Consider the following 21,188-nt stretch of genomic DNA (forward strand, 5'->3'; position numbering starts at 1 on the left):
GGCGGATCACGGCGTCATCACCTCCAGCGTCGTGGCATAGCTCATCCGCCGTTCGGTCGCGCGCGGGGCGCTGGTCTTCGCGTCATTCGCGGTGGCGTTCAGCCAGTACATGCCGGCGCCGGGCCAAATGACGCTCACCACGCCGTCGGCGCCCGTCGTCAGGTCCATCCCCCCCTCGGCATCGCGGTAGCGTTTGCCGCCGGGGATCACCGTCACCTTCAGCCCCGGCGCCGGCTTGCCGTCGATCAGGAAGCGGAACCGGGCCGGCTGACCCGCGACGAGTTCGTCGGGGTGCGTGACCGGCACGAATTCCAGCCCCTTGCCCGTCGGCGCGAACACGGTGGTGGTCGGCGCCCCCGCGGTGAGGAACACCTCGTTGCGCGCCGCCATCTCGAACAGCTTCACGTTCGTGGCGTTCGCCGGGATGTCGGCGACGGTCAGCGGCGCGGGCTGGCCCGGTCGCGGCGGACCACCCCGGTTGCCGACGCGCTTTTCGACGCCGTCGACGGTGAAGCTGCCCATCACGCCCGTCATCTGCGTGCCAACCTTCCACGTGCCGGGCTTGTCGAGCTCCACGTCGAACACCGATCGGTAATGGCCGGTCATGGCGTTCTGCAACTTGCCCTCGGTGCCGTCGGGCTGCCACACCTTCATGGCGTCGAGGCGGAGCGGCTGGTGGTCGGCGAAGAACAGGTCGTTCGACACCGCGGCATCGATCGTCACCCAGCTATCCGTCCCCGAGAAGACGGTGGCCGATGGCAGCAGCCACATCCGGTGTGCCGACAGCATGGCGGGAACCGAGGCGAGCAGCGCGCCCAGCATCAGGCGTTTGGCGAAGGGCTTCATGGCGACGATCCTCAGCGCGCAGAGACGGTGGCGGCGCCCAGCTCGGTCTTGCCCGCGCCATGCGCGGTGCCGGCGGGGACGGTGATCGGCAGCGTGACGAGCTCGCGCCCGCCCGTCTCGCGCGCGGCCTCGACGTTCAGCACATAGGCGCCGGGCTTCACATTGTCGGGCAGCTTCACGCTATATTGCCCGGGCGGGCGGGTGGCGCCGCTGATGCCGTCGGCGGGCACCGTCATCGAGCGGCCGCCCTGCCGCCACCAGGCGCGCAGCTCGGCCAGATATTTGGTGCCGGCGTCCTTGCCCGTCTTGTGCGTCTCGTACCACAAGGCGATCGTCCGCGCTGGCCCGCCGCCGGCGGGCGTCAGCCAGATCGCGACATAGGGCTTATGATATTCGGCGACGTCCAGCCGGGGCACGGTGACGGTAACGGTGCCGGCCGCGGCGGGCGCGGCGATCGCCCCGCCGATCAGCGCGAAGATGGGGGTTCGCATGGTTGGGCTCCTCAATGCACGAACAGGACGATGACGACGATCGGGATCACGAAGCCGGCCGCGACGATCGGCCAGGTCGCGCGGCGATTGCGGGCGTGGAGCTGCAGCAGCAACAGCCCGGTGAGCGTGAACAGGATGCACGCCACCGCGAAGATGTCGATGAACCAGCCCCAGCCGGGCCCCGCATTGCGGCCCTTGTGCAGGTCGTTGAGATAGGCGATCCACCCGCGCTGCGTGACTTCGGAGGTGATCCGGCCGCTCGCGCGATCGATGCTCACCCAGGCATCGCCGCCCGGCCGGGGCATCGCGACGGAGACGTCGGTGTCGGACCATTCGCCCGGCCGTCCCGCCGGATCGAGGCCCACCGCGCGTGCCACCGCCGCCGCGACGGGCGCGGGCAGCGGCGCGTCCGACGCGGGTGGCTTTCCAAGCTGGCGGCGCAACGCAGGCGGCAGCGTCGCCGCGCGATCGGTGACGACCGGCGTCGCGCCGATCGTCGCGGCATGGTTGAGCGTGATCCCGGTGATCGCAAAGGCCAGCATGCCGATGAGCGAAACGCCCGCGCTCATCCAGTGCCAGGTGTGAAGCTGCTTCATCCACCAGCTCCGCCATTTGCGCCGGGCCTGGCGCGGCGGGGAGGCTGAGGGGGATCGGGCGTTCGTCACGAGTCGCCGCCTAGCCCGGCCCGCGGCGAAATTCAACATATTGCGAATGCCTCGCATAAGCGGTTGAACTCAGGGCATCGGCCCTGCCACCAGCAGCGGATCGAGCTTCGCCGCCTGCCAGCGCAGGCTCCAATGGAGATGCGGCCCCGTCACGCGGCCGGACCGGCCGACCAGCCCGATCGGCTGGCCCTGTCGGACATGGTCGCCCATCGCCACGTCGATGCGCGACAGATGGAGGAACGCGCTGTTCAGCCCCATGCCGTGATCGATCATCAACAGGTTGCCCTCCAGCGTGAAGGGATGATCCGCCGCCAGTATGACCACGCCATCGGCGGGCGCGACAACGACGGTGCCGATCTCGCGCGCGATGTCGATCCCGGAATGATAGCTGCCTGCCTCGCCATTCTGGTAGATGCGTTGCGATCCGAAGAGCGTCGAGATCCGCCCGGTCGTCGGCCAGCGTAGCGGCTGCCGCCAGCCCGCGGCATCGGTGGGGGTCGCCCGCGCCGCGGCGATCTGCGCGAGTTCGGCGGGGCGGAGCCGGTCGAACTCGGGCTCGGGCAGCGGGATCTTGGGCAAGCTGTCGAGCCGCGACACGTTCCAGGCGCGCGGGGCGATCGCGAGCGGCTGCGCCACGGTGCGGCCGTCCGCCATCGTCGCCACCAGCGTCGCGCTCGGCGGCGCGTCGCGGTCGAACCCGGCGATGAAACTTCCGTCCGGCGCCAGCGTCACGGGCGTGCCGTCGAGCGCGAGCGACCGCGTTCCCACGGGCACCGTGCCGCGGATCAGCCCGCCCTGTTCGAGCGCGCCCGTCCAGCGGATCGCCTGCGCCTGCGCCACCGCGACGATCGGCCACGGCGCCGCGACCGCCACGGCGCCGAGCGCCAGCAGCCATGCCGCGCGCACGCTCACCGCGGCGGCGCCATCGCCTCGCTCGCGATCGCGGCGGTGGCATAGGGCTGCTGCCGCGCGACGCTCCAATAGCGCAGATCCTCCAGCACGATCCGCGCGCCCGACACGGCGCACACCACATGATCGCCGGTGGCCAGCACGCGGAAGCCATTGGCCATATAATGGAGGCGCGCGGGCCGATCGGTGTTCGACATCAACATGGGGTTCGCGTCCTGGCGGGGTTACAGCAGCGAGGGCTGTTCGGGCTTGGCACGACTATAGCCCTTGGCGGCCGGCTTCTCAACGCGCGCGTCGATGGCACCGTCGCGGAAGTGGAGCGTTACCGCGCCCGCCTCGCGCGTGGCTGCGGCGGTGGCGAGCGTGGCGCCGTCGCCGCGGACCGTCACCCGGGCATAGCCGCGCTCGAGCACGCGATCGGGATTGAGCGACACCGCGAGCCGCCACGCGCCGTCCAGCCGCGCGCGCGCCGCCTCCCACTGGCGGACGAGCACCGCGGGGCGCAGCGCCCCCGCCGAGCGATCGAGCCCGCCGCGCGCCGCCGCGATCCGCCGCTCCAGCGCGCGATCGAGCCGCGCCGCCGCATCGTCCGCGCGCTGCCGCTGGGGGCCGAGCAACTGGTCGCGCCGGGGCAGCAGCCGCGCGAGCGCCTCGGCCCGCTCGCGTCCGCGCGAAACGTACCGGCGCGCGCATCGCTCGGTGCGCTGCACCTGGGCCTCCAGCATCAGACGAAGGTCGGCGAGCACGGGCACCGCCATCTCGGCCGCCGCCGTGGGCGTCGGCGCGCGCAGATCGGCGGCATGGTCGCACAGTGTCGTATCCGTCTCATGGCCCACTGCCGAGATGATCGGGATCGAACAGGCCGCCACCGCGCGCACCACCTGCTCGTCGTTGAACGACCAGAGATCCTCGATCGAACCGCCGCCGCGCGCGACGATCACCAGATCGGGCCGCGGCACCGCGCCCTCCGCGGGGAGCGCGTCGAACCCGCGGATCGCGCCCGCGATCTCGGCCGCCGAGCCCTCCCCCTGCACCTTGACCGGCCAGACGAGCACATGGCTGGGGCAGCGATCCTCCAGCCGGTGGAGGATGTCGCGGATCACCGCGCCGGTCGGCGAGGTGACGACGCCGATCGTGCGCGGCAGGAACGGCAGCGGCTTCTTGCGCGCGCCGTCGAACAGCCCCTCGCCCGCCAGCGCCGCGCGCAGCTTCTCGAACAGCGCCATCAGCGCGCCCGCCCCCGCCAGCTCCATCCGCTCGATCACGATCTGGTATTTGGAACGGCCGGGATAGGTGGTGAGCCGCCCCGTCGCGATCACCTCGATCCCGTCCTGCGGCACGAAGGCGAGGCCGCTCGCCTGCCCCTTCCAGATCACGCCGTCGATCACGGCCTTGTCGTCCTTCAGTGCAAGATAGGCATGGCCTGACGCGACGCGCTTATAGCCCGAAATCTCGCCACGCAGGCGGACATGGCCGAACTCGCCCTCCACCATCCGCTTCAGCCGCCCCGCCAGATCGCTGACGGACACGGCGGCTGCGTTGTCGCCGGGCATGTCCTCGGCGATCAGGCGCGCGGGTTCGGGAAGAAGATCAGGCATATCCGTGCGATACGCGCTGCACCGGGCGGGACAAGCCCCACGCGCCGCGCGCATGAAAAAGGGGCGAGCCTGACGGCCCGCCCCTTATCGGTTGCGTCGAGACGAACGCGACTAGAACTTGAAGTTCGCACCGGCGCGGAAATAGCGACCGACGATCCCCCCCTGCGACCAGGTGGGGTTGTAGTTGACCGCGGCGTAATTGGCCGGATTCAGCGGCGGATGCGCGTCCAGGATGTTGAGCGCGTTGATGTAGAAAGTGAACTTCGCGTTCACCTTCACCTGTCCGACGAGATCGAGCTGGAAATAGCCCTTGGTGTGGCAGAAGCTGTTGCCGAGGCTCGGATCGTACAACTGATCGCTGCACGTCGTCGCGCCCGATCCGTTGTAATCCACCGCCACCGACTTGTAGCCGCTGGTGTAATAGCCCGTCGCGCTCAGCGAGTAAGGGCCGTATTCCGCCGTATTCTGCCAATTGGCGCGCCAACGCGGCGTGCCGGCGCCCGACGACGTCTGATACGGTGCCTGCGTTCCCACATAATTGTCGGTGGGCGAGTCATCCGAAGCCTGGAACTTATAGTCCAGGATTTCCGTGCCCTCGAAGCGGCTGGTGAAACGGAACCCGTTGTCCATGCGGAAATTGGCCTGGATCGAGGCGTCGATGCCCGACGTCTTCAGCGACGCGGCATTCTGGTAGAGCGAATTGACGATCAGCACCTTGCGGATGGCGTTGGGCGCCAGCGGATCGGCATCGTCGAGCGTCACCGTGTAACCGGCCGGCAGCGCCGTACCGGCATAATAGTTGGCGACGGCGGTCGCGGCGAGCGGACCGCCGGTAATGACCTGGGTCTTTTTGATGTTGTAGTAATCGGCCGTCATGCTGAGCCAGCTCAGCGGCTGGAGGATCACACCGCCCGTGAAGCTGCGCGACAGTTCGGGCTTCAGATTGGGATTGGATGCGGTGTTGTAGCCGAACGAATACTGGCTGACGTACGGATCGCCATTGTGTGCGGCGATGACCGAGGCCGGCGGCGTCGCGTTGACGTAGCCGATGACCGAACCACTCTGCGATTCAGCGAAGCTCGGTGCGCGGAACCCTTGCGAATAGGTGCCGCGGATCGCCAATTGCTTGAACGGCTGGAACTTGGCGCCGACCTTGGGCGAAAAGCGGCCATAGCCCTCCGAATAATGGTCGTAGCGGCCCGACCCGGTAAGCTCCAGCTGCGTGAGCACCGGTGCGTCGATTTCGAAATAGCCCGCCGTCACCGTCTGCGAGCCTCGCGCGGTTACCGCGTTCAGCCCGAGATACGCCAGATTGGCGTTCGCATTGGGGTTGTTGAGGCTTTCGTGACGGACCGCCCCGCCGATGCCGACCTGCAACGGACCACCCGGCAGCTGGAACAGCTCCTTGGTGATGTTGCCCTGGAGCATGTACAGCTCGGACGACGCCTTCGTCACGACGGGCTGCGAGATCGAATCCCGCAAGGCCTGGCTGTTCTGCGACGGATCGATGAAGTTGTAGGTGCCGTTGTTGATCGCCGCGGTCAGCCCCGCGATGTTCAGATAGCCGCGGTTGGTGCCGGTCAGATCGCTCTTGGCGTAGCTCGCGTCGGCGGAATAGGACCATCCAGTGCCGAACTTCCCGCTGATCCCAGCGGCCGCACGGTAGAGATCGTTGTCGGTCGTCGAAGACACGGGAATGTCGCCGAACGCATAGGAAATCTGCGCGCCGAGCCCTTCTGCAGCATAGGGATTCTGCGGGTTCAGCCGGCCGTTGGCGAGCAGCGCGGGCAACAGGATGTTGCTCGTCGAGATCGGATTGGTCTGCCGGATCGAGAACGGCGCTGCGGTGGAGAAGACGCTGCTGTGATAATAGGTGCCGTTGAAATACGCCTCGGCATTGTCACCGATCTTCACGGTGCCGTGCGCGGTGAAGCCATAGCGGGTCTGCTGCGGCTGGATCGTACCATAAAGCGTGGCATTCTGCTCGCAGAACGCGCCGCTCGAATCGTTCCGCGCGATCGTGCCGACCGCGCAGCCGCCGGGCGCGAGCACCTGTGTGGGCACACCGACCACGGGCTGGCCCGAGAAGATGTTGCCGGGCACCGTCTGGATCGCGGGCTGGACGACCGCGCTGATCGAAGCCGTCCGGTTGCCGAACGCACCCAGCGCCGCGCTGTTGTTGTTGTTGCCGCCGATCGAGGTCAGATCGTTCGTGTTGTAGGGAAAGCCGCGGTCGGACACCTGGATCAGATTGTCGCGCTCATATTCGCCGTTGATATAGACGTTGAACCGCTGCTCGGTCAGGTCGCCATAACCCGCGGTCAGCGTCGCGCGGCGCTCGCCGCCGTCGCCCCGCTCCGAGATACCGCCCTCGACCGTGCCCTCGATGCCCTTGATCTCCTTGCGCGTGATGATGTTCACCACGCCGCCGATCGCGTCGGCGCCATAGGTGGAGGACGCGCCGTCCTTCAGCACCTCGATGCGGTCGATCGTGCTCTTGGGGATCGAGTTCAGATCGACGAAGGCGCGCTGGCCGTCGTCGGAGAAGGGATAGTTCGTCGTGCGCACGCCGTCGATCAGCACGAGCGTCGAGTTGACCGAGAGGCCGCGCAGCGACACCGCCGCCGAACCCGAACCGAAGCCGGCCGAAAACGCCGTCGGGATCGAGCCGCTGTTGTCGGCCGAGATCGAACGGATCGCATCGGCCACGTTGGTGATGCCGGCGCGCTGCAGATTCTCGGTGGTCAGCACGGTGACCGGGGATGCCGTCTCCGTATCGGCGCGGCGGAACAGCGAACCGGTGACCACGATGTCGGCCGGTGCGCTGGTGCCCTGGCTCGTCGCGGTGTCGGGGCTGGTCTGGCTGTTGTTCAGCGTGGCCGCGCCGGTGACGGTGGAGGCCGGCGGGTTCTGCGTCGTGGCGTCCTGCGCCAGCGCGGGTGTGGCGAGCATGGCGCCGGCGCCGAACAGCGCGAGCGCGGGAAGCGCCGATCCGCCCTGGAGGATCGTGCGTGCGATACGAAACGATGTCGTCATGATGGAGCCCTTTGAACAGACCGCATCGACCGTTGCCCCCAAGCGGGCGACGCGGTGTCGTTGATCCGATCGACCCTGAATCGACCGGAGACGGCGTCTGAATGGATCGTGGCCCAGCGGCTGTAAAGCGACCGGGCAGCAACGATGTCGTAATCGTAATGCGCTGTAGCAACCATGTCACATTAGGACGCCATCGGACGCATTTCCGCGCGTTGCCGCTGACCCAGCCTGTCGCTAGGGACAGGATATTCCATCACACGAGGGTTTGCGCATGAACGTCCTGCTGCTCGGTTCGGGAGGGCGCGAGCATGCGCTGGCGTGGCGGCTGCGCCGCGCGCACGGGCTGGGCACGCTCTATGCCGCGCCGGGCAATCCGGGGATCGCCGCGCATGCCACGCTGGTGGCGCTCGACGTGCGCGATCACGCCGCCGTCGTCGCGTTCGCGCGCGATCGGGCGATCGGGCTCGTGGTGATCGGACCCGAGGCGCCGCTGGTCGACGGGCTGGCCGACAGCGTGCGTGCGGCGGGCATCGCGGTGTTCGGCCCCGGCAAGGCGGCGGCCCGGCTCGAAGGGTCCAAGGGTTTCACCAAGGATCTGTGTGCGCGCGCCGGTATCCCGACCGCCGGCTATGCGCGGGTCCGCTCGCTAGCCGAGGCGCAGGCCGCGCTCGACCGGTTCGGCGCGCCCGTAGTGGTGAAGGCGGACGGACTCGCCGCTGGCAAAGGCGTCACCGTCGCGATGACGCGGGGCGAGGCCGAGGCGGCGATCGCCGACCTGTTCGACGGCACGGCCGGCGCCGAGGCGGTGATCGAGCAATTCCTGGAGGGCGAGGAGGTCAGCCTGTTCGTGCTGACCGACGGCACCGCGCTGATGCCATTCGGATCGGCGCAGGATCACAAGCGGATCGGCGACGGCGACACCGGCCCCAACACCGGCGGGATGGGCGCCTACAGCCCCGCGCGCGTGCTCACCCCCGAACTGGAGGCGCAGGCGATCGGCGCAATCGTGATGCCGACGATCGCCACGCTGGCACAGGAGGGAACGCCGTTCAGCGGCGTGCTCTATGCCGGGCTGATGCTCACCGCGACCGGGCCGCAGCTGATCGAATATAATGCGCGGTTCGGCGATCCCGAATGCCAGGTGCTGATGGCGCGCTTCGAAGGCGATCTGCTCGAGACAATGCTGGCGGTGGCGCAGGGGCGGCTCGCCGACTGCCCGGCCGCTGCCTTCGCCCCCGACACCGCGCTGACGGTGGTGATCGCGGCGCGCGGCTATCCGGGCACGCCCGTCGCGGGCGGCGCCATCGGCGGGATCGACGCGGCGGAAGCGACCGGCGCTATGGTGTTCCAGGCGGGCACGCGCGACGCGGGCGAGAGCCTCGTCGCGGCGGGCGGTCGCGTGATCGCGGTCACCGCGCTCGGCGCGGACACGGCGGCGGCGCAGGCGGCGGCGTATCGCGGCGTGGCGGCGATCGATTACGCCGATGCGCTCTACCGGCGCGACATCGGCTGGCGCGACGTGGCACGCGCCGCCGGACCCTCGACTTCGCCCGGAACGAACGCGTAGGACAGGCGCTGGTGCGACCATCCGCCACGGCCGCCCGGGAGACGAGACGATGATGACCACGGGTGCACAGACGTTCACGGCGATCCATCTGGTCGTCATCGCGATCCTCGCGCTCATCGTGATCGCAGGGATCGTCTGGGGTGCGCGCCTGCGCCGCGAACGCCGCACCGCGATCGACCATGTCGAAGAGCATCGCGCCGAAGCAGAGGCCATGCCCGCCCCCGTATTGCGCGAGGCGGAGCGCCCAGTCGCCACCCAGGCCCAGTGGCAGGCACAGACGCAGCGCCCGCCCGAACCGCAGAACGATCCGCTGCCCGAGACCGACCGGCTGGCGGACGAACCGATCGCCGCCTCCGCCCCGATGGAAGCGAGCCCTGCCACCGAAGCGGTGACCGCCGCTGCCGACGGGGCGCCGGCCGCTGACGATCAGCCGGTAACGATGCTGAAGGGCCTGGGCCCGAAGCTCGCCACCCGGCTGGGCGAACTGGGGATCGTCACCGTCGGCGATATCGCTGCGCTGTCGCCCGCCCAGGCCGAGGCGCTCGACGCACAGCTCGGCGCCTTCACCGGCCGCATGGCGCGCGATCGCTGGATCGAACAGGCGCGCCTGCTGGCGGCCGGCGATCGCGCCGGGTTCGAGGCGGCCTTCGGGAAGTTGTGATGCGGGGCCGCAAGGGCGGGTTCGCGCTAAGACGCTAAGAAGTGGCGGCATCTGGGCCGGGACGACGAAGGTGTGATAGAGGTTCCTGACATCACCCCTATCCGTTCGCCCGGAGCTTGTCGAAGGGCCTGCGGCCGCATGAAAACGCGCACGTGCGCAGCGCATGCTTCGACAAGCTCAGCACGAACGAAGTGAGGAATGGGATCGCCTCAGATCATCAAACGCCGGCGAAGCCCCGCAAATCCTGTACGTCGGAGCCAGGACTTCCGCTCCAAGCAGGGCATCTTCGCCTTAGCGTCGTAGCGCGAAACCAACGTCCCCCACACCACCAAGGCCGAAGGTTCAGATCGCGCTGACGAGCAGCTTGTCGATCCGCCGCCCGTCGAGATCCACGATCTCGAACCGCCAGCCCTGCTCGACGAAGCTCTCGCCCTCGCCCGGCAGATGGCGGAACACCGCGAGCGCAAGGCCGGCGACGGTCGCATAGTCGCGGTCCTCGGGCAGCTCGATGCCCAGCCGCTCGGCGAGCATGTCCGCCGCCATCGTACCCGCCACCAGCAGCGATCCGTCGTCGCGCACCACCACCGATGGCGCTTCGTCGGGATCGGTATCGGACACGAACTCGCCCGCGATCGCCGCCAGCAGGTCCGCCGGTGTCACGATCCCCTCGAAATGCCCATATTCGTCGTGGATCAGCGCCATCGGCACGTCCGCCTCGCGCAACGCGATCAGCGCATCCATCGCGTCAATCTGGTCGATCACCACCGGCGCCTTGCGCATCAGCACGTTGAGGTCGAGCGCCTCGCCGCGGAACAGCGCACCGGCGATGTCGCGCGCCTGCACCACGCCCTTCACCGCATCGATCGATCCCTCCGCTACGGGCAGCCGGGTGTGCGGGGTGGCGAGCAGCTTGTCGCGGATCCGCGCCGCATCCCAGGTGCAGTCGAGCCAGTCGACATCGGTGCGCGGCGTCATCACCTCGCGCACCGGCCGGTCCGCCAGCCGCACCACGCCCGAGATGATCGAGCGCTCATGCTCCTCGATCACGCCCGATTTCGACGCCTCGGCCACGATCAGGTGCAGCTCCTCGGCGGTCACCTGCTCGTCCGATTCGCGCGTCAGGCCGATGATTCGGAAGATCGCGCCGCTGGTGTTGTCGAGCAGCCAGACGAGCGGTGCGGTGAGGATCGCGATCCAGCGCATCACCGGCGCCATCGTCGCCGCGATCGGCTCGGGCGCACGCAACGCGAACTGCTTGGGCACGAGTTCGCCGACGATCAGCGAGGCGAAAGTGGTGAGCCCGATCACCAGCGCGATCCCCATGCTGTGCGCGGTGGAGGGCGCGAGCCCCGCCGCCTCCAGCCGCGCCGCGGTCGGCTCGCCGAGACTCGCGCCCGAATAGGCGCCCGCGATCACGCCGATCAGCGTGATGCCGATCTGCACCGTGGAGAGGAACTTGCCCGGATCGGAGGCGAGCAGGATCGCCGCCCGCGCGCCCTTGCGACCGGTGCGCGCCATCGCCTCCAGCCGCGCCTTGCGCGCCGAGACGATCGCGAGCTCGCTCATCGAGAACACCCCGTTCAGCGCGACGAGCGCCAGGATGATGAGGATGTCGATCCAGGGGAAGGGGGGAAGCTGAGCCATCGGCGCAGCCCCCTCTTGCCGCACATCGCCGCGCGCCACAACGATTCTGCGTCAGCGCGCGTTCAGTTTCGTTCGGGAAGACGAAACGCCGTCACTCCGGGGAGCCATCCATGATCCGTTCGAAGCCCATCGCCGCCGCCACGCTTGCCGCGTTGCTCGCCACCGGGGCCTGCACCACCGATCCCGAAACGGGCCAGCGCACTCTGTCGAAGACCGGGATCGGCGCGCTGGGCGGGGCGCTCGGCGGTGCGCTGATCGGCGACGTGGTGGGCGGTCGCCACGATCGCGGTGCCGCGCTGCTCGGCGCGGGCATCGGCGGCCTCGCCGGTGCCGGGATCGGCGCCTATATGGACAGCCAAGAGCGTGACCTGCGCGCGCGCACCGCGGGCACCGACGTGCAGGTGATCCGCCGCGGAGACGACCTGCTGCTCAACATCCCGTCGGGAATCACCTTCGCCACGGGCCGCGCCGATGTGGAGCCGCAGTTCCGCCGCACGCTCGACCAGGTGGCCGATACGCTGGCGCACTACAACCAGACCTATGTCGACGTGTACGGCCACACCGATTCGGTCGGTGGCGACGCGTTCAACCAGCGCTTGTCGGAACAGCGCGCGACGGCAGTCGCGGATTATCTCGCCGGCCACGGCGTGACGCCCGCGCGGATCGGCACGCGCGGTTACGGCAAGACGATGCCGATCGCCTCCAACGACACCGAGGCCGGCCGCGCGGCGAACCGGCGCGTGGAGATCAAGATCGTGCCCGTCCAGCGCGACGATTCGCGCGGTTGAGCTTCGCCGCGCCGCCCCGTCATCGCCTTTCCCTGAAAAAGGCGCGGAGCAGGTCGGCGGCCTCGCCTTCGGCGATGCCGGCATAGATTTCGGGGCGGTGGTGGCAGGTCGGCTGCGCGAAGATCCGGCCGCCATGCTCCACCGCACCGCCCTTGGGATCGTCCGCCGCATAATAAAGCCGGGCGATCCGGGCGTGCGCGATGGCGCCTGCGCACATCGCGCAGGGCTCCAGCGTCACCCAAAGGTCGCAATCCTCCAGCCGGTCGCGGCCGAGCGCCGCGGCCGCGGCCCGGATCGCGCGGATCTCGGCATGTGCGGTGGGGTCGCACAGTGTACGCGGCGCGTTCGCCGCGACCGCCAGGACGGCACCGCCCCGCATCACCACCGCGCCCACGGGCACCTCGCCCGCCTCGGCCGCCCCGCGTGCGGCATCGAGCGCCAGGCGCATCGCGGGGGGCACGGGGATCACCCCGCCCCCGTGCCCGCGCCGTGCCGATCGGTAAAGCCTATTGCGGCGCCTGCGTGTTGCCGGGCTTCTGCACGTTGATCGTCGGCACCGAGACCGTCTTGTTCTCCGTGCCGACCGACACGCGCGCCACGTCGGCGTGGAAGGTGGGCGCCTGGACGATGCCGGGGCGGGTCTGATCGATGTTGATGATGCCGAAATACATCAATGCGACGACGACCAGAGCGGCGATGCCGACGAGTACGAGCAAGGTGCGCATGTTTTCCCCTTTGGCGAAACCGGTTCGATCGCGTAACAACGCGGGGCCCGCAATGAGGTTGCACGTCCCCCGGGACTCGTGAATCGGTTGACGCCGGGCGCCTCCCGCGTTAGTCGCGCGGCCTTTCGGGGCTCATTCCCAAACTTTAAGGTACAAGCGATGTCGCGCATTTGCGAGCTGACCGGCAAGGGCCGGCAGGTGGGTCACAATGTTTCCCACGCCAACAACAAGACCAAGCGCACCTTCCTGCCCAACCTGCAGAACGTGACGCTGATGTCCGATTCGCTCGAGACGAGCGTCCGTCTGCGCGTGTCGACGCACGGCCTGCGTTCGGTCGAGCATAATGGCGGGCTGGACAATTGGCTGGTGAAGACCGCCGACGACAAGCTGTCGCTGAAGGCACGCCGCCTGAAGCGCGACGTCGTGAAGAAGCTGGCGACCGCCGCCGCCTGATTCGGCCGGATGGACGAACGACCGGGCCCGCCCTTCCACGGAAGGTGCGGGCCGCGGTCGTTTATGCCCCATCGGTTCGCGTGCGCAGGCTGAACCCGCGATAACGGACGCATTCAGCATCGGTTCGATGCGAATCACCCATAAGCCTCCCATCGACGGACGCACGGCACTTCGCCGGGCCCAGCCGAGACGGGAGACGAACGATGTTCAAGACGCTTTCACTCGCCGGTGCCGCCCTCCTCGTGAGCGCGACCGCGCTGGCCCCCGCCGCTGCCGACGCGCAGCGCTATGGCGGCTATGATCGTGGCTATTCTCAGGGCTACGACAATGGCTACGGCCGCGGCGGCTATTCCAATTACAACGGCTATGACGGCTATCGCGACAATGGCCGTGGCAGCTACCGGGGCGACGCGCGCGGCTATGCCCGGTGCAACAACGGCACCGGCGGCACGATTATCGGCGCGATCGCCGGCGGGCTGCTGGGCCGCACCATCGACACGCGCGGCGATCGCACGCTCGGCACCGTGCTCGGCGCCGGCGCCGGCGCGCTGGCGGGCAATGCGATCGGCCGCTCTGGAAATCCCGGATACTGCCGCCGGTGACGGCGCAGTTGCCCTCGCGTAGCGTATCGAGGGTGGAGCCGGCCTTTCCGCAAGGAAGGTCGGCTCCGTTGTTTTTGCCGATGTGCTTCAAATAACGGTGGTTAATCGCGGAACGGGTCAAATCGACCAGGTGTTGTGTGTCGCATGACCGTCATAAATCCCGTCGTCCTCATCGTGGAGGACGAGCCGTTGATCCTGATCCACTCGCGCCTCGCTCTCGAGGATGCGGGCTTCGACGTCATCGTTGCAGGCGATTCGGACGAGGCGCTGGCCGTGATCGGCCGCCGCCCAGACGTCACCACGCTGTTCACCGACGTGAACATTCCCGGTGCGCTCGACGGCCTCGCGCTGGCCGAGGCCGCGCGCCGGCACCATCCTGCCATGGCGATCTTCGTTACGTCCGGCATCTACCGGCCCGAGAGCGTCGCCTTGCCCGCCGGCGCTCATTTCCTGCCAAAGCCCTATACCGGCGCGCAAGTCCTGCGCCTGATGCGTGCCGACGCTGGAACCGAAGACGGTGCGGATGGGCACACTGTCAATACATATGCTGCCCGCCATTGATGCTGAGCGTCGACCCGGTGACGAAGCCGCCCTCCTCCGAACACAGAAACACCACGCCACGCGCGATCTCGTGCGCCTGGCCCAGCCGCCCGACCGGGATGCGCGCCACGATCTTGTCGAGCACGTCGGCCGGCACCGCCGCCACCATGTCGGTATCGATATAGCCGGGCGCGATCGCGTTCACGGTGACCCCGATCTTCGCCCCCTCCTGCGCCAGCGCCTTGGTGAAGCCGTGGATGCCCGATTTCGCCGCCGCGTAGTTGACCTGGCCATATTGGCCCGCCTGCCCGTTGATCGAACCGATATTGACGATCCGCCCCCATCGGCGCGCACGCATGCCGGGGAAGGTCGCCTTGGCCATGTTGAAACAGCCGCCCAGATTGGTGTCTATCACCGCCTTCCACGCTTCGTAGCTGAGCTTCATCAGCGTGCCGTCGCGCGTGATACCGGCATTGTTGACGACGATGTCGATCGGGCCCAGCGCCGCCTCCACCTCGGCGCAGCCCTGCTGGCAGGCCGCGTGATCGGCCACGTCCCAGCAAAACGCGCGAATGCCGGTGCGTTCGGTGAAGTCGGCGGCGCGAGCCGCATTGCCGGCATAGGTGGCCGCGACCGCCACCCCCGCATCCTGCAACGCCAGGCAGATCGCCTCCCCGATTCCGCGCGTTCCGCCCGTGACGATCGCCGTGCGTGCCATATCGCTCTCCCGTATCTTGGACGGGAAGTCTAGAATCCGGCGATCCAACCTTCAAGCTCGCGTGCAAGAATGCTGCGCAGCATTTCGATGCCGACGGGCGCGTCGTTGAGGCAGGGCAGATAGGCGAAATCAGTGCCGCCGGCGCCGATGAAGCTCTCTCGCCCGCGGATCGAAAGCTCCTCCAGAGTCTCGAGGCAATCCGCCGAGAAGCCGGGGGCGAGGATCGCGACGCGGGTGATGCCACGGCCGGGCAGCGCCTCCAGCGTCGTGTCGGTCGCCGGTGTCAGCCACTTGGCGCGCCCGAAACGCGACTGGAACGCGACGATCAGCTCGCGGCCGCCGAGCGTGTCGGCCAGCGCTTCGCCGAGCAGCCGCGCGGTCTTGCGGCAATGGCAATGATAGGGATCGCCCAGCTCCAGCGTCCGCTGCGGCATGCCGTGGAAGCTCGCGACGATCGCCTGCGGTTCGAACGGCAGCGCCGCCAGCCCCGCCTCGACCGACGCCTTGAGCGCCCCGATATAGGCGGCATCGTCGTAATAGGGCGGCAGCGTCCGGATCGCGGGCTGCCAGCGCATCCCGGCCAGATGCGCGAACGCCTTGTCGTTCGCGGTCGCCGTCGTTGCTGCGCAATATTGCGGGTAGAGCGGTGCGAGCAGGATCCGCTCGCAACCCGCCGCCTTCATCGCGGCGAGCCGCTCCGCGATCGACGGATTGCCGTAGCGCATCGCCCAATCGACCAGCACCTCCGGCCCGAATGCGCCCTGCAACGCCTGCGACTGGAGCCGGGTGATCGCGGCGAGCGGCGAACCGTCCTCGCGCCACACCAAGCCGTACGCATGCGCGGATTTCTTCGGCCGGGTGTTCAGGATGATCCCGCGCAGGATCGGCTGCCAGGCGATCGCCGGCAGCTCCACCACCCGCCGATCCGACAGGAACTCGCCCAGATAGCGTTTCACCGAACGCGCATCGGGGCCCTCGGGCGTACCCAGGTTCATGAGCAGCACGCCGATTTTCGGCGCGGGGATCGGGGGATGGCCGGCGGGGATCATGGCCCCGGCCTTAGCGGAAGCGTACGGCAGCGATAGCCCGTCGCCGAAAACAACGCGTTGGCGATCGCCGGCGCTACCGCGGGCACGCCCAATTCGCCGACGCCGCCCGGCGCCTCGTCGCTGCGGATCACCTCCACGGTGATGTCGGGCGTGTCGGCCAGCGCGGGGATTTCGATCCGATCGAAGCCGCGCGCATCGGCCAGGTTGGCGGTATAGCCCGTCGTCGCGCCCAGGGCGGCCGCCATGCCGAAGACGAGCCCGCCCTCGATCTGCTGGCGCACCAGATCGGGGTTTACCTGCCGCCCGCAATCGACCGCGGCGACGATCCGGTCGACGCTGATCCGCCGGTCCGCGGCGACATGCGCCTCCACCAGCACGGCGATGAAGCTGTCGCGGAACGCATGGCACGCGATTCCCTGCCCGCTGCCGCTCACGCCGCCGTCCCAGCCGCCCAGCGCCGCGACCGTCGACAGGCACCGCGCGAGCCGCGGAGTTCCGCCCAGCATGCCGATGCGGAACGACAGCGGCTCGTTGCCGCCGGCGCGCGCGATCTCGTCGACGAAGGATTCGGTGAAGAAGGCGGTATAACCATGCGCGCCGCCGCGGACATGGCCGGTGGGCACGCCGATCGCGGCGGGGTGATGGTCCACCGCCAGATCGGGAATGCGATAGGGCGGCACCGCCCCCGCGACGGCATAGGCATCGCCGCGGTGAAGCGCGAGCGCCGCCTCGGTCGCCACCCCCGGCACCAGGCGGCGCGCCAGTTCGTGGCCGGTGGCGGGCGCCGCGATCCGCGCGCTCCAGCCGAGGATCGCGCCGTTGGCCGCGATCCGCGCGGTCATCGCCGCCCGCGCGGGCGCCCGCACCCGGTCGTGCAGCGCATCCTCGCCGCGCGACCAGACGAGGCAGACGGGCCGCCGCAGCTTGACCGCCAGCACCGCGACCTGCGCCACCGCATCATTTTCCAGGTTCGCCCCGAACGATCCGCCGATCGGCATCGGATGGACGATCACCCGGTCGACGCTCATTCCGGCGGCGGCGGCGGCCACGTCGCGTGCGCGCGCGGGCATCTGGGTCGGCAGCCAGAGTTCGAGCTGACCGTCGGCCAGTTGCGCGGTCGCGCTGCGCGTCTCGATCGCGGCATGAAGGCCGGGTGCCACGCGGTAATCCGCCTGCAGCCGCCGCGCGCCGGCGAACGCGCCTTCGGGATCGCCGGCCTTGGCGACGCGGTGCCCCGGTGCCGCCAGCGCCTGCGTCAGCGCGTGGTCGATCGACGCATCGTCGATCCGCGGCGGCGGCGTTTCGAACACCGGCGCCAGTGCGTCCAGCGCCGCTTGCGCCGCCCACCAGGTCGTGGCCGCCGCGGCGATCCAGCGTGGGTTCTCGATCACCGCCACCACGCCACGCACCCGGTTCGCCGCATCGTGGTCGGCGCTCACCAGCCGGCCGGCGCCGATCGGCGCCTGGCGGATCGCGGCGTGGACCACGTCCGCCAGCCGCACGTCGCCCGCGAAATTGGCCGATCCGTCCGCCTTGGCCGGCGCGTCGATCCGCGGCACGCTGCGCCCCATCAGCGAACCCGCGCCCTGCACGCCGATCGCGACACGCGCGGGCAGTGTGCCGCGCGGGGCGTCGGCGGCGAGCTCGGCAAAGCGGAGGCGCCGGCCGCCATGGACGACGAAGCCGGCCTGCGTCGAGCAGGCGTGCCAGTCCGCATCCCAGCGCGCCGCCGCCGCCATGCACAGCAACGTCCGCGCCGCCGCCCCCGCGCGCCGGCACGGCTCTTCGAACTGGCGCACGCTGCTGGAGCCGCCGGTGAGCATCGGCGGCGTCGCGAACCGCGCGGGCACCGCATCGAGCATCCCCTCGAACAGCGCGCTCAGGCCCAGCGGATTGGCGTAGAGCGGGTTGAGCGGCGCGGGCTCCACGCCCACCGTCCGCCAGTCCGCGCCGAGCTCGTCCGCGACGATCTGCGCGATGGCGGTATAGGCGCCCTGGCCATGCTCGGCCTGCGGCACGGCGACGCTCACATGGCCGTCGGTACCGATCTTCAGCCACGCGCCGAATCCAGTCTCGCCGGGCGCCGTGACGAGGTTCGCCGCGTAACGCCGCGGCCAGAACGCCCAGGCCACCACCAGCCCCACGCCTGCGCCGCCGCCGACCAGCAGCTCGCGCCTGTTCACCATCGCTGCCCGTCCGTCATGGCGACCGCCCTATCCGGCGGGCGTCGCCGCCGCCAGCGCGCGATAGGTGGCGCGGATGCTCACCTTGTCGATCTTCTCGGTGCCGAGCCGGGGCAGCGGCGCGTGCGAGATCCAGATCCGCGCGGGCACCTTGAAGGCGGCGATATGCTCGTGGAGGAACGCCTGCAGCGTGCCTGCGTCGAGCACCGCGCCGTCGCGGGGCACGACGACCGCGCCCGGTACCTCGCCGAAGCGTTCGTCGGCCAACGCGAAGACCGCGCATTCGGCAACCTGCGGATGCCCGTAGAACGCCGCCTCCACCTCCTGGCAGCTGATGTTTTCGCCGCCGCGGATGATGATGTCCTTGCTGCGATCGACGATGAAGACATAGCCGTCCTCGTCCAGATAGCCGATATCGCCGGTGCGGAAATATCCGTCCGCGGTGATCGCCTTCGCGGTCGCCTCGGGCCGGCCCCAATATTCGCGGAAATTGCAGATCGATCGGATGCCGATCTCACCGCGCTCGCCCTGCGGCACGGGGGCGCCCGCCTCGTCCAGGATGGCGATCTCGACCAGCGGCGCGCTCGCCCGGCCGGTGGAATTGGGCTTGGCGAGATAGTTGCTCCGCCAATTGCCCGCGCCCACCGCGTTCGTCTCGGTGAGGCCGTAACCGATCAGCGGTGCGCCGCCGCCCATCTCGGCATCGATCCGGCGGACGTGATCCACCGGGCGCGGCGCGCCGCCCGCGGCGAAGTCGGTGACGCTCGACAGATCGTAATCGCCCCGCCGCGGGTGGGTGAGCATCTCGAAGCTCATCAGCGGCACGCCGACGAAATAGCTGATCGATTCGCGCTCGATCAGCCGCATCGCCGTCTCGGCATCCCATTTGGGCATGATGACGAGCTTGCGGCCCATCGCGAAGCTCTGGAGAAACACCGGCACCTCGGCGGTGACGTGGAACAGCGGCACCGTCAGCAGCGTCGAGGGCTGGCCGGCCGGCGGACGGCCGTCTTCGGTGGCGATGCCCATGATCGTCAGCGCCTGGCCGAGAAAGCTGTACACCGCCTGCAGGATCGCGCGGTGATCGGACAGCGCGCCCTTCGACTGGCCGGTCGACCCCGAAGTGAACAGGATCGTGGCGGGATCGTCGCCGTCGATCGCGGGAATCGCGCCCTCCGCCCCGCCGCGGGCCACGATCGCGGCCATCGCCTCGGCGAGCGGCAGCGTATCGTCCACCACCACCATGCCCGTCGCCGCATCGGAAATCGCGGCCAGCCGCTTCGCGCGCGGCGGATCGGCGAAGATCAGCACCGGGCCCACCTCGCGGATCGCCGCCTCCATCTCCTCGGCCTGCCACCAGCCGTTCAGCAGCGTGGCGATCCCGCCCGCCATCACGATGCCCATATAGAGCACGATCCACGACGGCGAATTGCGCATCGCGATGCCGACCCGATCGCCGCGCGCGATGCCGAACCCGCCCGCGAGCGCCCGCGCCACGCCTTGCGCCTGCGCATACACTTCGGCGAACGTCAGCCGCTCCTCGCCCGAGACGAGAAAGGTCGCCGCGGCATGTTCGGCGGCATAATGCGCGAAATATTGGGGGAGCGTCTGCGGCACCGCCGCGAACAGCGGCAGATGGTGGCCGAACCGCGCGATCTCGCCCAGCCGCAGCGGACCGCCCTCGCCCGTCAGCGCCGCGATTCCGGCATCCAGTCGCAGGTCCAGTTGGCTCGGCATCATTCTCTCCGCTTGGTCTTGTCGCCTCGTCCCCTTATGCAGACGCGAACGCAGAGGGAAAAGCCTTGATCCTGCCACTTCTCGCCTCCGCTTCGGGGCCCATCCGGTTCGACGACCTGGGATTGCATCCCGACGTCTTCTCGATCGGCTTCTTCACGCTGCGCTGGTATTCGATCGCCTATATCGCCGGCATCGTCGTCGGCTGGTGGTATCTGCTGAAGCTGCTGGCTCAGCCGGGCGCGCCGATGGCGCGGCGTCACGCCGACGATCTGGTCTTCTACGCCACGCTCGGGATCATCCTGGGCGGGCGGATCGGCTATGTGATCTTCTACGCGCCCGAGATGATCCTGCACCCGGTGCGGATCCTGCGCCTGTGGGACGGCGGCATGTCGTTCCATGGCGGGGTGATCGGCACCTCAATCGGGATCATCCTGTTCGCGCGCAAGCACGGGCTCAACTGGCTGCGCATCCACGATTACATCGCCTGCTGCGTGCCCTTCGGCCTGGGCTTCGGGCGGATCGCGAACTTCGTGAACGGCGAACTCTGGGGCAAGCCGACCAACGCCGCCTGGGGCATCGTCTTCGATCACACCGTGCCGTTCGGCATGATCGAGCCCGCGCGGCATCCGAGCCAGCTCTACGAAGCGGGGCTGGAGGGCGTCGTGCTGTTCGCGCTGCTGTGGTTCGCCTTCTGGCGGACGAAGGCGCGCTACGATCCGGGCAAGCTCGTCGGGCTGTTCCTGATCGGCTATGGCCTCGCGCGCTTCACGGTCGAATTCTTCCGCGAGCCCGACCAGCAGCTGCGCGCCTTCGCCGAGGCGACGGGGCTCCACATGGGCCAGTGGCTGTGCGTGCCGATGCTGATCGGCGGCGCCTATCTGGTCGCCACCGCCGCCGGCCGCCGCCACCGCATCGAGCCGATCGCGGGTAGCGAGAGCGTCGCCTGACCACCTCCCCCATCGCTGGCACGACCGTG

Annotated in this window: 21 protein-coding genes; 7 read left to right on the plus strand and 14 right to left on the minus strand. The window is 69.1% G+C overall.

The annotated features are described in order from the left end of the window. Positions 1 to 6: 6 nt before the first annotated feature. The 7 genes from OXQ95_RS08805 to OXQ95_RS08835 all read right to left on the minus strand — a co-directional run bounded on the left by OXQ95_RS08805 (position 7) and on the right by OXQ95_RS08835 (position 7,545). Complete coding sequence (locus OXQ95_RS08805) at positions 7 to 846, minus strand: DUF4198 domain-containing protein (protein WP_267381219.1); 840 nt, start codon at positions 844 to 846, stop codon at positions 7 to 9. Positions 847 to 857: 11 nt separating this feature from the next. Further along, entirely contained in the window at positions 858 to 1,337 is a 480-nt protein-coding gene (locus OXQ95_RS08810; protein WP_267381220.1) for a DUF2271 domain-containing protein, read from the minus strand. Between the two features lie 11 nt (positions 1,338 to 1,348). Next, positions 1,349 to 2,041, minus strand: coding sequence for a PepSY-associated TM helix domain-containing protein (locus OXQ95_RS08815; protein WP_267381221.1), 693 nt, complete (start codon positions 2,039 to 2,041; stop codon positions 1,349 to 1,351). A gap of 30 nt (positions 2,042 to 2,071) precedes the next feature. Then, positions 2,072 to 2,851 carry a M23 family metallopeptidase gene (locus OXQ95_RS08820; RefSeq protein ID WP_267381252.1) on the minus strand — a complete coding sequence of 260 codons (780 nt, stop codon included), beginning with the start codon at positions 2,849 to 2,851 and terminating at the stop codon, positions 2,072 to 2,074. Between the two features lie 59 nt (positions 2,852 to 2,910). Continuing rightward, entirely contained in the window at positions 2,911 to 3,114 is a 204-nt protein-coding gene (locus OXQ95_RS08825) for a DUF2093 domain-containing protein (RefSeq protein WP_242097151.1), read from the minus strand. Between the two features lie 21 nt (positions 3,115 to 3,135). After that, the gene (gene xseA, locus OXQ95_RS08830) at positions 3,136 to 4,509 is read right to left on the minus strand and encodes an exodeoxyribonuclease VII large subunit (RefSeq protein ID WP_267381222.1); all 1,374 of its coding nucleotides are present in this window, start codon (positions 4,507 to 4,509) and stop codon (positions 3,136 to 3,138) included. A 111-nt stretch (positions 4,510 to 4,620) separates the two neighbouring features. Continuing rightward, positions 4,621 to 7,545: a TonB-dependent receptor gene (locus OXQ95_RS08835; protein WP_267381223.1), complete on the minus strand. Its 2,925-nt coding sequence runs from the start codon at positions 7,543 to 7,545 to the stop codon at positions 4,621 to 4,623. Positions 7,546 to 7,816: 271 nt separating this feature from the next. Here OXQ95_RS08835 and purD point away from each other — a divergent pair, with 271 nt between their 5' ends. Continuing rightward, positions 7,817 to 9,112 (plus strand): phosphoribosylamine--glycine ligase, encoded by a 1,296-nt coding sequence (gene purD, locus OXQ95_RS08840; RefSeq protein WP_267381224.1) that lies wholly within the window; start codon positions 7,817 to 7,819, stop codon positions 9,110 to 9,112. A 49-nt stretch (positions 9,113 to 9,161) separates the two neighbouring features. Continuing rightward, positions 9,162 to 9,773: a hypothetical protein gene (locus OXQ95_RS08845; RefSeq protein ID WP_267381225.1), complete on the plus strand. Its 612-nt coding sequence runs from the start codon at positions 9,162 to 9,164 to the stop codon at positions 9,771 to 9,773. A gap of 342 nt (positions 9,774 to 10,115) precedes the next feature. On the opposite strand, the gene OXQ95_RS08850 is transcribed toward OXQ95_RS08845, so the two are convergent. Further along, positions 10,116 to 11,417 carry a hemolysin family protein gene (locus OXQ95_RS08850; protein WP_242097146.1) on the minus strand — a complete coding sequence of 434 codons (1,302 nt, stop codon included), beginning with the start codon at positions 11,415 to 11,417 and terminating at the stop codon, positions 10,116 to 10,118. Positions 11,418 to 11,527: 110 nt separating this feature from the next. On the opposite strand from OXQ95_RS08850, the gene OXQ95_RS08855 reads away from it, so the two are divergent. Then, positions 11,528 to 12,205 (plus strand): OmpA family protein, encoded by a 678-nt coding sequence (locus OXQ95_RS08855; protein WP_242097145.1) that lies wholly within the window; start codon positions 11,528 to 11,530, stop codon positions 12,203 to 12,205. 19 nt (positions 12,206 to 12,224) lie between these two features. On the opposite strand, the gene OXQ95_RS08860 is transcribed toward OXQ95_RS08855, so the two are convergent. Both OXQ95_RS08860 and OXQ95_RS08865 read right to left on the minus strand, forming a co-directional pair. Continuing rightward, on the minus strand, positions 12,225 to 12,653 hold the full coding sequence (locus OXQ95_RS08860) for a nucleoside deaminase (protein WP_267381253.1): 429 nt from the start codon (positions 12,651 to 12,653) through the stop codon (positions 12,225 to 12,227). A 58-nt stretch (positions 12,654 to 12,711) separates the two neighbouring features. After that, positions 12,712 to 12,930: a hypothetical protein gene (locus OXQ95_RS08865; RefSeq protein WP_242097144.1), complete on the minus strand. Its 219-nt coding sequence runs from the start codon at positions 12,928 to 12,930 to the stop codon at positions 12,712 to 12,714. Positions 12,931 to 13,089: 159 nt separating this feature from the next. On the opposite strand from OXQ95_RS08865, the gene rpmB reads away from it, so the two are divergent. From rpmB to OXQ95_RS08880, 3 genes are all read left to right on the plus strand, one after another. Further along, a complete protein-coding gene (rpmB, locus tag OXQ95_RS08870) occupies positions 13,090 to 13,383 on the plus strand; it encodes a 50S ribosomal protein L28 (RefSeq protein WP_242097143.1) in 294 nt (97 codons plus the stop codon). Positions 13,384 to 13,586: 203 nt separating this feature from the next. Beyond that, positions 13,587 to 13,985 carry a glycine zipper 2TM domain-containing protein gene (locus OXQ95_RS08875; RefSeq protein WP_242097142.1) on the plus strand — a complete coding sequence of 133 codons (399 nt, stop codon included), beginning with the start codon at positions 13,587 to 13,589 and terminating at the stop codon, positions 13,983 to 13,985. Between the two features lie 144 nt (positions 13,986 to 14,129). Then, positions 14,130 to 14,546, plus strand: coding sequence for a response regulator (locus OXQ95_RS08880; protein WP_267381226.1), 417 nt, complete (start codon positions 14,130 to 14,132; stop codon positions 14,544 to 14,546). Here the strand turns inward: OXQ95_RS08880 and phbB are convergent. The 4 genes from phbB to OXQ95_RS08900 are packed head-to-tail and all read right to left on the minus strand — an operon-like array spanning position 14,521 to position 20,212. Then, positions 14,521 to 15,243 (minus strand): acetoacetyl-CoA reductase, encoded by a 723-nt coding sequence (gene phbB, locus OXQ95_RS08885; protein ID WP_242097140.1) that lies wholly within the window; start codon positions 15,241 to 15,243, stop codon positions 14,521 to 14,523. The genes OXQ95_RS08880 and phbB overlap by 26 nt on opposite strands. 29 nt (positions 15,244 to 15,272) lie before the next feature. Next, on the minus strand, positions 15,273 to 16,292 hold the full coding sequence (gene hemH, locus OXQ95_RS08890) for a ferrochelatase (protein ID WP_267381227.1): 1,020 nt from the start codon (positions 16,290 to 16,292) through the stop codon (positions 15,273 to 15,275). Continuing rightward, complete coding sequence (locus OXQ95_RS08895) at positions 16,289 to 18,478, minus strand: molybdopterin cofactor-binding domain-containing protein (protein ID WP_267381228.1); 2,190 nt, start codon at positions 18,476 to 18,478, stop codon at positions 16,289 to 16,291. The genes hemH and OXQ95_RS08895 overlap by 4 nt, the downstream gene beginning before the upstream one ends. Before the next feature lie 27 nt (positions 18,479 to 18,505). After that, positions 18,506 to 20,212, minus strand: coding sequence for a class I adenylate-forming enzyme family protein (locus OXQ95_RS08900; protein ID WP_267381229.1), 1,707 nt, complete (start codon positions 20,210 to 20,212; stop codon positions 18,506 to 18,508). A gap of 65 nt (positions 20,213 to 20,277) precedes the next feature. Between OXQ95_RS08900 and lgt the strand changes: the two genes are divergently transcribed. After that, positions 20,278 to 21,159: a prolipoprotein diacylglyceryl transferase gene (gene lgt / locus OXQ95_RS08905; protein ID WP_267381230.1), complete on the plus strand. Its 882-nt coding sequence runs from the start codon at positions 20,278 to 20,280 to the stop codon at positions 21,157 to 21,159. Positions 21,160 to 21,188: the final 29 nt, after the last annotated feature.

It is taken from the genome of Sphingomonas sp. GC_Shp_6, from assembly GCF_026540835.1.
Classification (GTDB): domain Bacteria; phylum Pseudomonadota; class Alphaproteobacteria; order Sphingomonadales; family Sphingomonadaceae; genus Sphingomonas.

Bases quoted from the DNA above. Each gene is read 5' to 3' on its own strand.
- OXQ95_RS08805 (WP_267381219.1), bottom strand. From the start codon at position 846: ATGAAGCCCTTCGCCAAACGCCTGATGCTGGGCGCGCTGCTCGCCTCG.
- OXQ95_RS08810 (WP_267381220.1), bottom strand. From the start codon at position 1,337: ATGCGAACCCCCATCTTCGCGCTGATCGGCGGGGCGATCGCCGCGCCC.
- OXQ95_RS08815 (WP_267381221.1), bottom strand. From the start codon at position 2,041: ATGTTGAATTTCGCCGCGGGCCGGGCTAGGCGGCGACTCGTGACGAAC.
- OXQ95_RS08825 (WP_242097151.1), bottom strand. From the start codon at position 3,114: ATGTTGATGTCGAACACCGATCGGCCCGCGCGCCTCCATTATATGGCC.
- xseA (WP_267381222.1), bottom strand. From the start codon at position 4,509: ATGCCTGATCTTCTTCCCGAACCCGCGCGCCTGATCGCCGAGGACATG.
- OXQ95_RS08835 (WP_267381223.1), bottom strand. From the start codon at position 7,545: ATGACGACATCGTTTCGTATCGCACGCACGATCCTCCAGGGCGGATCG.
- purD (WP_267381224.1), top strand. From the start codon at position 7,817: ATGAACGTCCTGCTGCTCGGTTCGGGAGGGCGCGAGCATGCGCTGGCG.
- OXQ95_RS08845 (WP_267381225.1), top strand. From the start codon at position 9,162: ATGATGACCACGGGTGCACAGACGTTCACGGCGATCCATCTGGTCGTC.
- OXQ95_RS08850 (WP_242097146.1), bottom strand. From the start codon at position 11,417: ATGGCTCAGCTTCCCCCCTTCCCCTGGATCGACATCCTCATCATCCTG.
- OXQ95_RS08855 (WP_242097145.1), top strand. From the start codon at position 11,528: ATGATCCGTTCGAAGCCCATCGCCGCCGCCACGCTTGCCGCGTTGCTC.
- OXQ95_RS08860 (WP_267381253.1), bottom strand. From the start codon at position 12,653: ATGCGCCTGGCGCTCGATGCCGCACGCGGGGCGGCCGAGGCGGGCGAG.
- OXQ95_RS08865 (WP_242097144.1), bottom strand. From the start codon at position 12,930: ATGCGCACCTTGCTCGTACTCGTCGGCATCGCCGCTCTGGTCGTCGTC.
- rpmB (WP_242097143.1), top strand. From the start codon at position 13,090: ATGTCGCGCATTTGCGAGCTGACCGGCAAGGGCCGGCAGGTGGGTCAC.
- OXQ95_RS08875 (WP_242097142.1), top strand. From the start codon at position 13,587: ATGTTCAAGACGCTTTCACTCGCCGGTGCCGCCCTCCTCGTGAGCGCG.
- OXQ95_RS08880 (WP_267381226.1), top strand. From the start codon at position 14,130: ATGACCGTCATAAATCCCGTCGTCCTCATCGTGGAGGACGAGCCGTTG.
- phbB (WP_242097140.1), bottom strand. From the start codon at position 15,243: ATGGCACGCACGGCGATCGTCACGGGCGGAACGCGCGGAATCGGGGAG.
- hemH (WP_267381227.1), bottom strand. From the start codon at position 16,292: ATGATCCCCGCCGGCCATCCCCCGATCCCCGCGCCGAAAATCGGCGTG.
- OXQ95_RS08895 (WP_267381228.1), bottom strand. From the start codon at position 18,478: ATGGTGAACAGGCGCGAGCTGCTGGTCGGCGGCGGCGCAGGCGTGGGG.
- OXQ95_RS08900 (WP_267381229.1), bottom strand. From the start codon at position 20,212: ATGCCGAGCCAACTGGACCTGCGACTGGATGCCGGAATCGCGGCGCTG.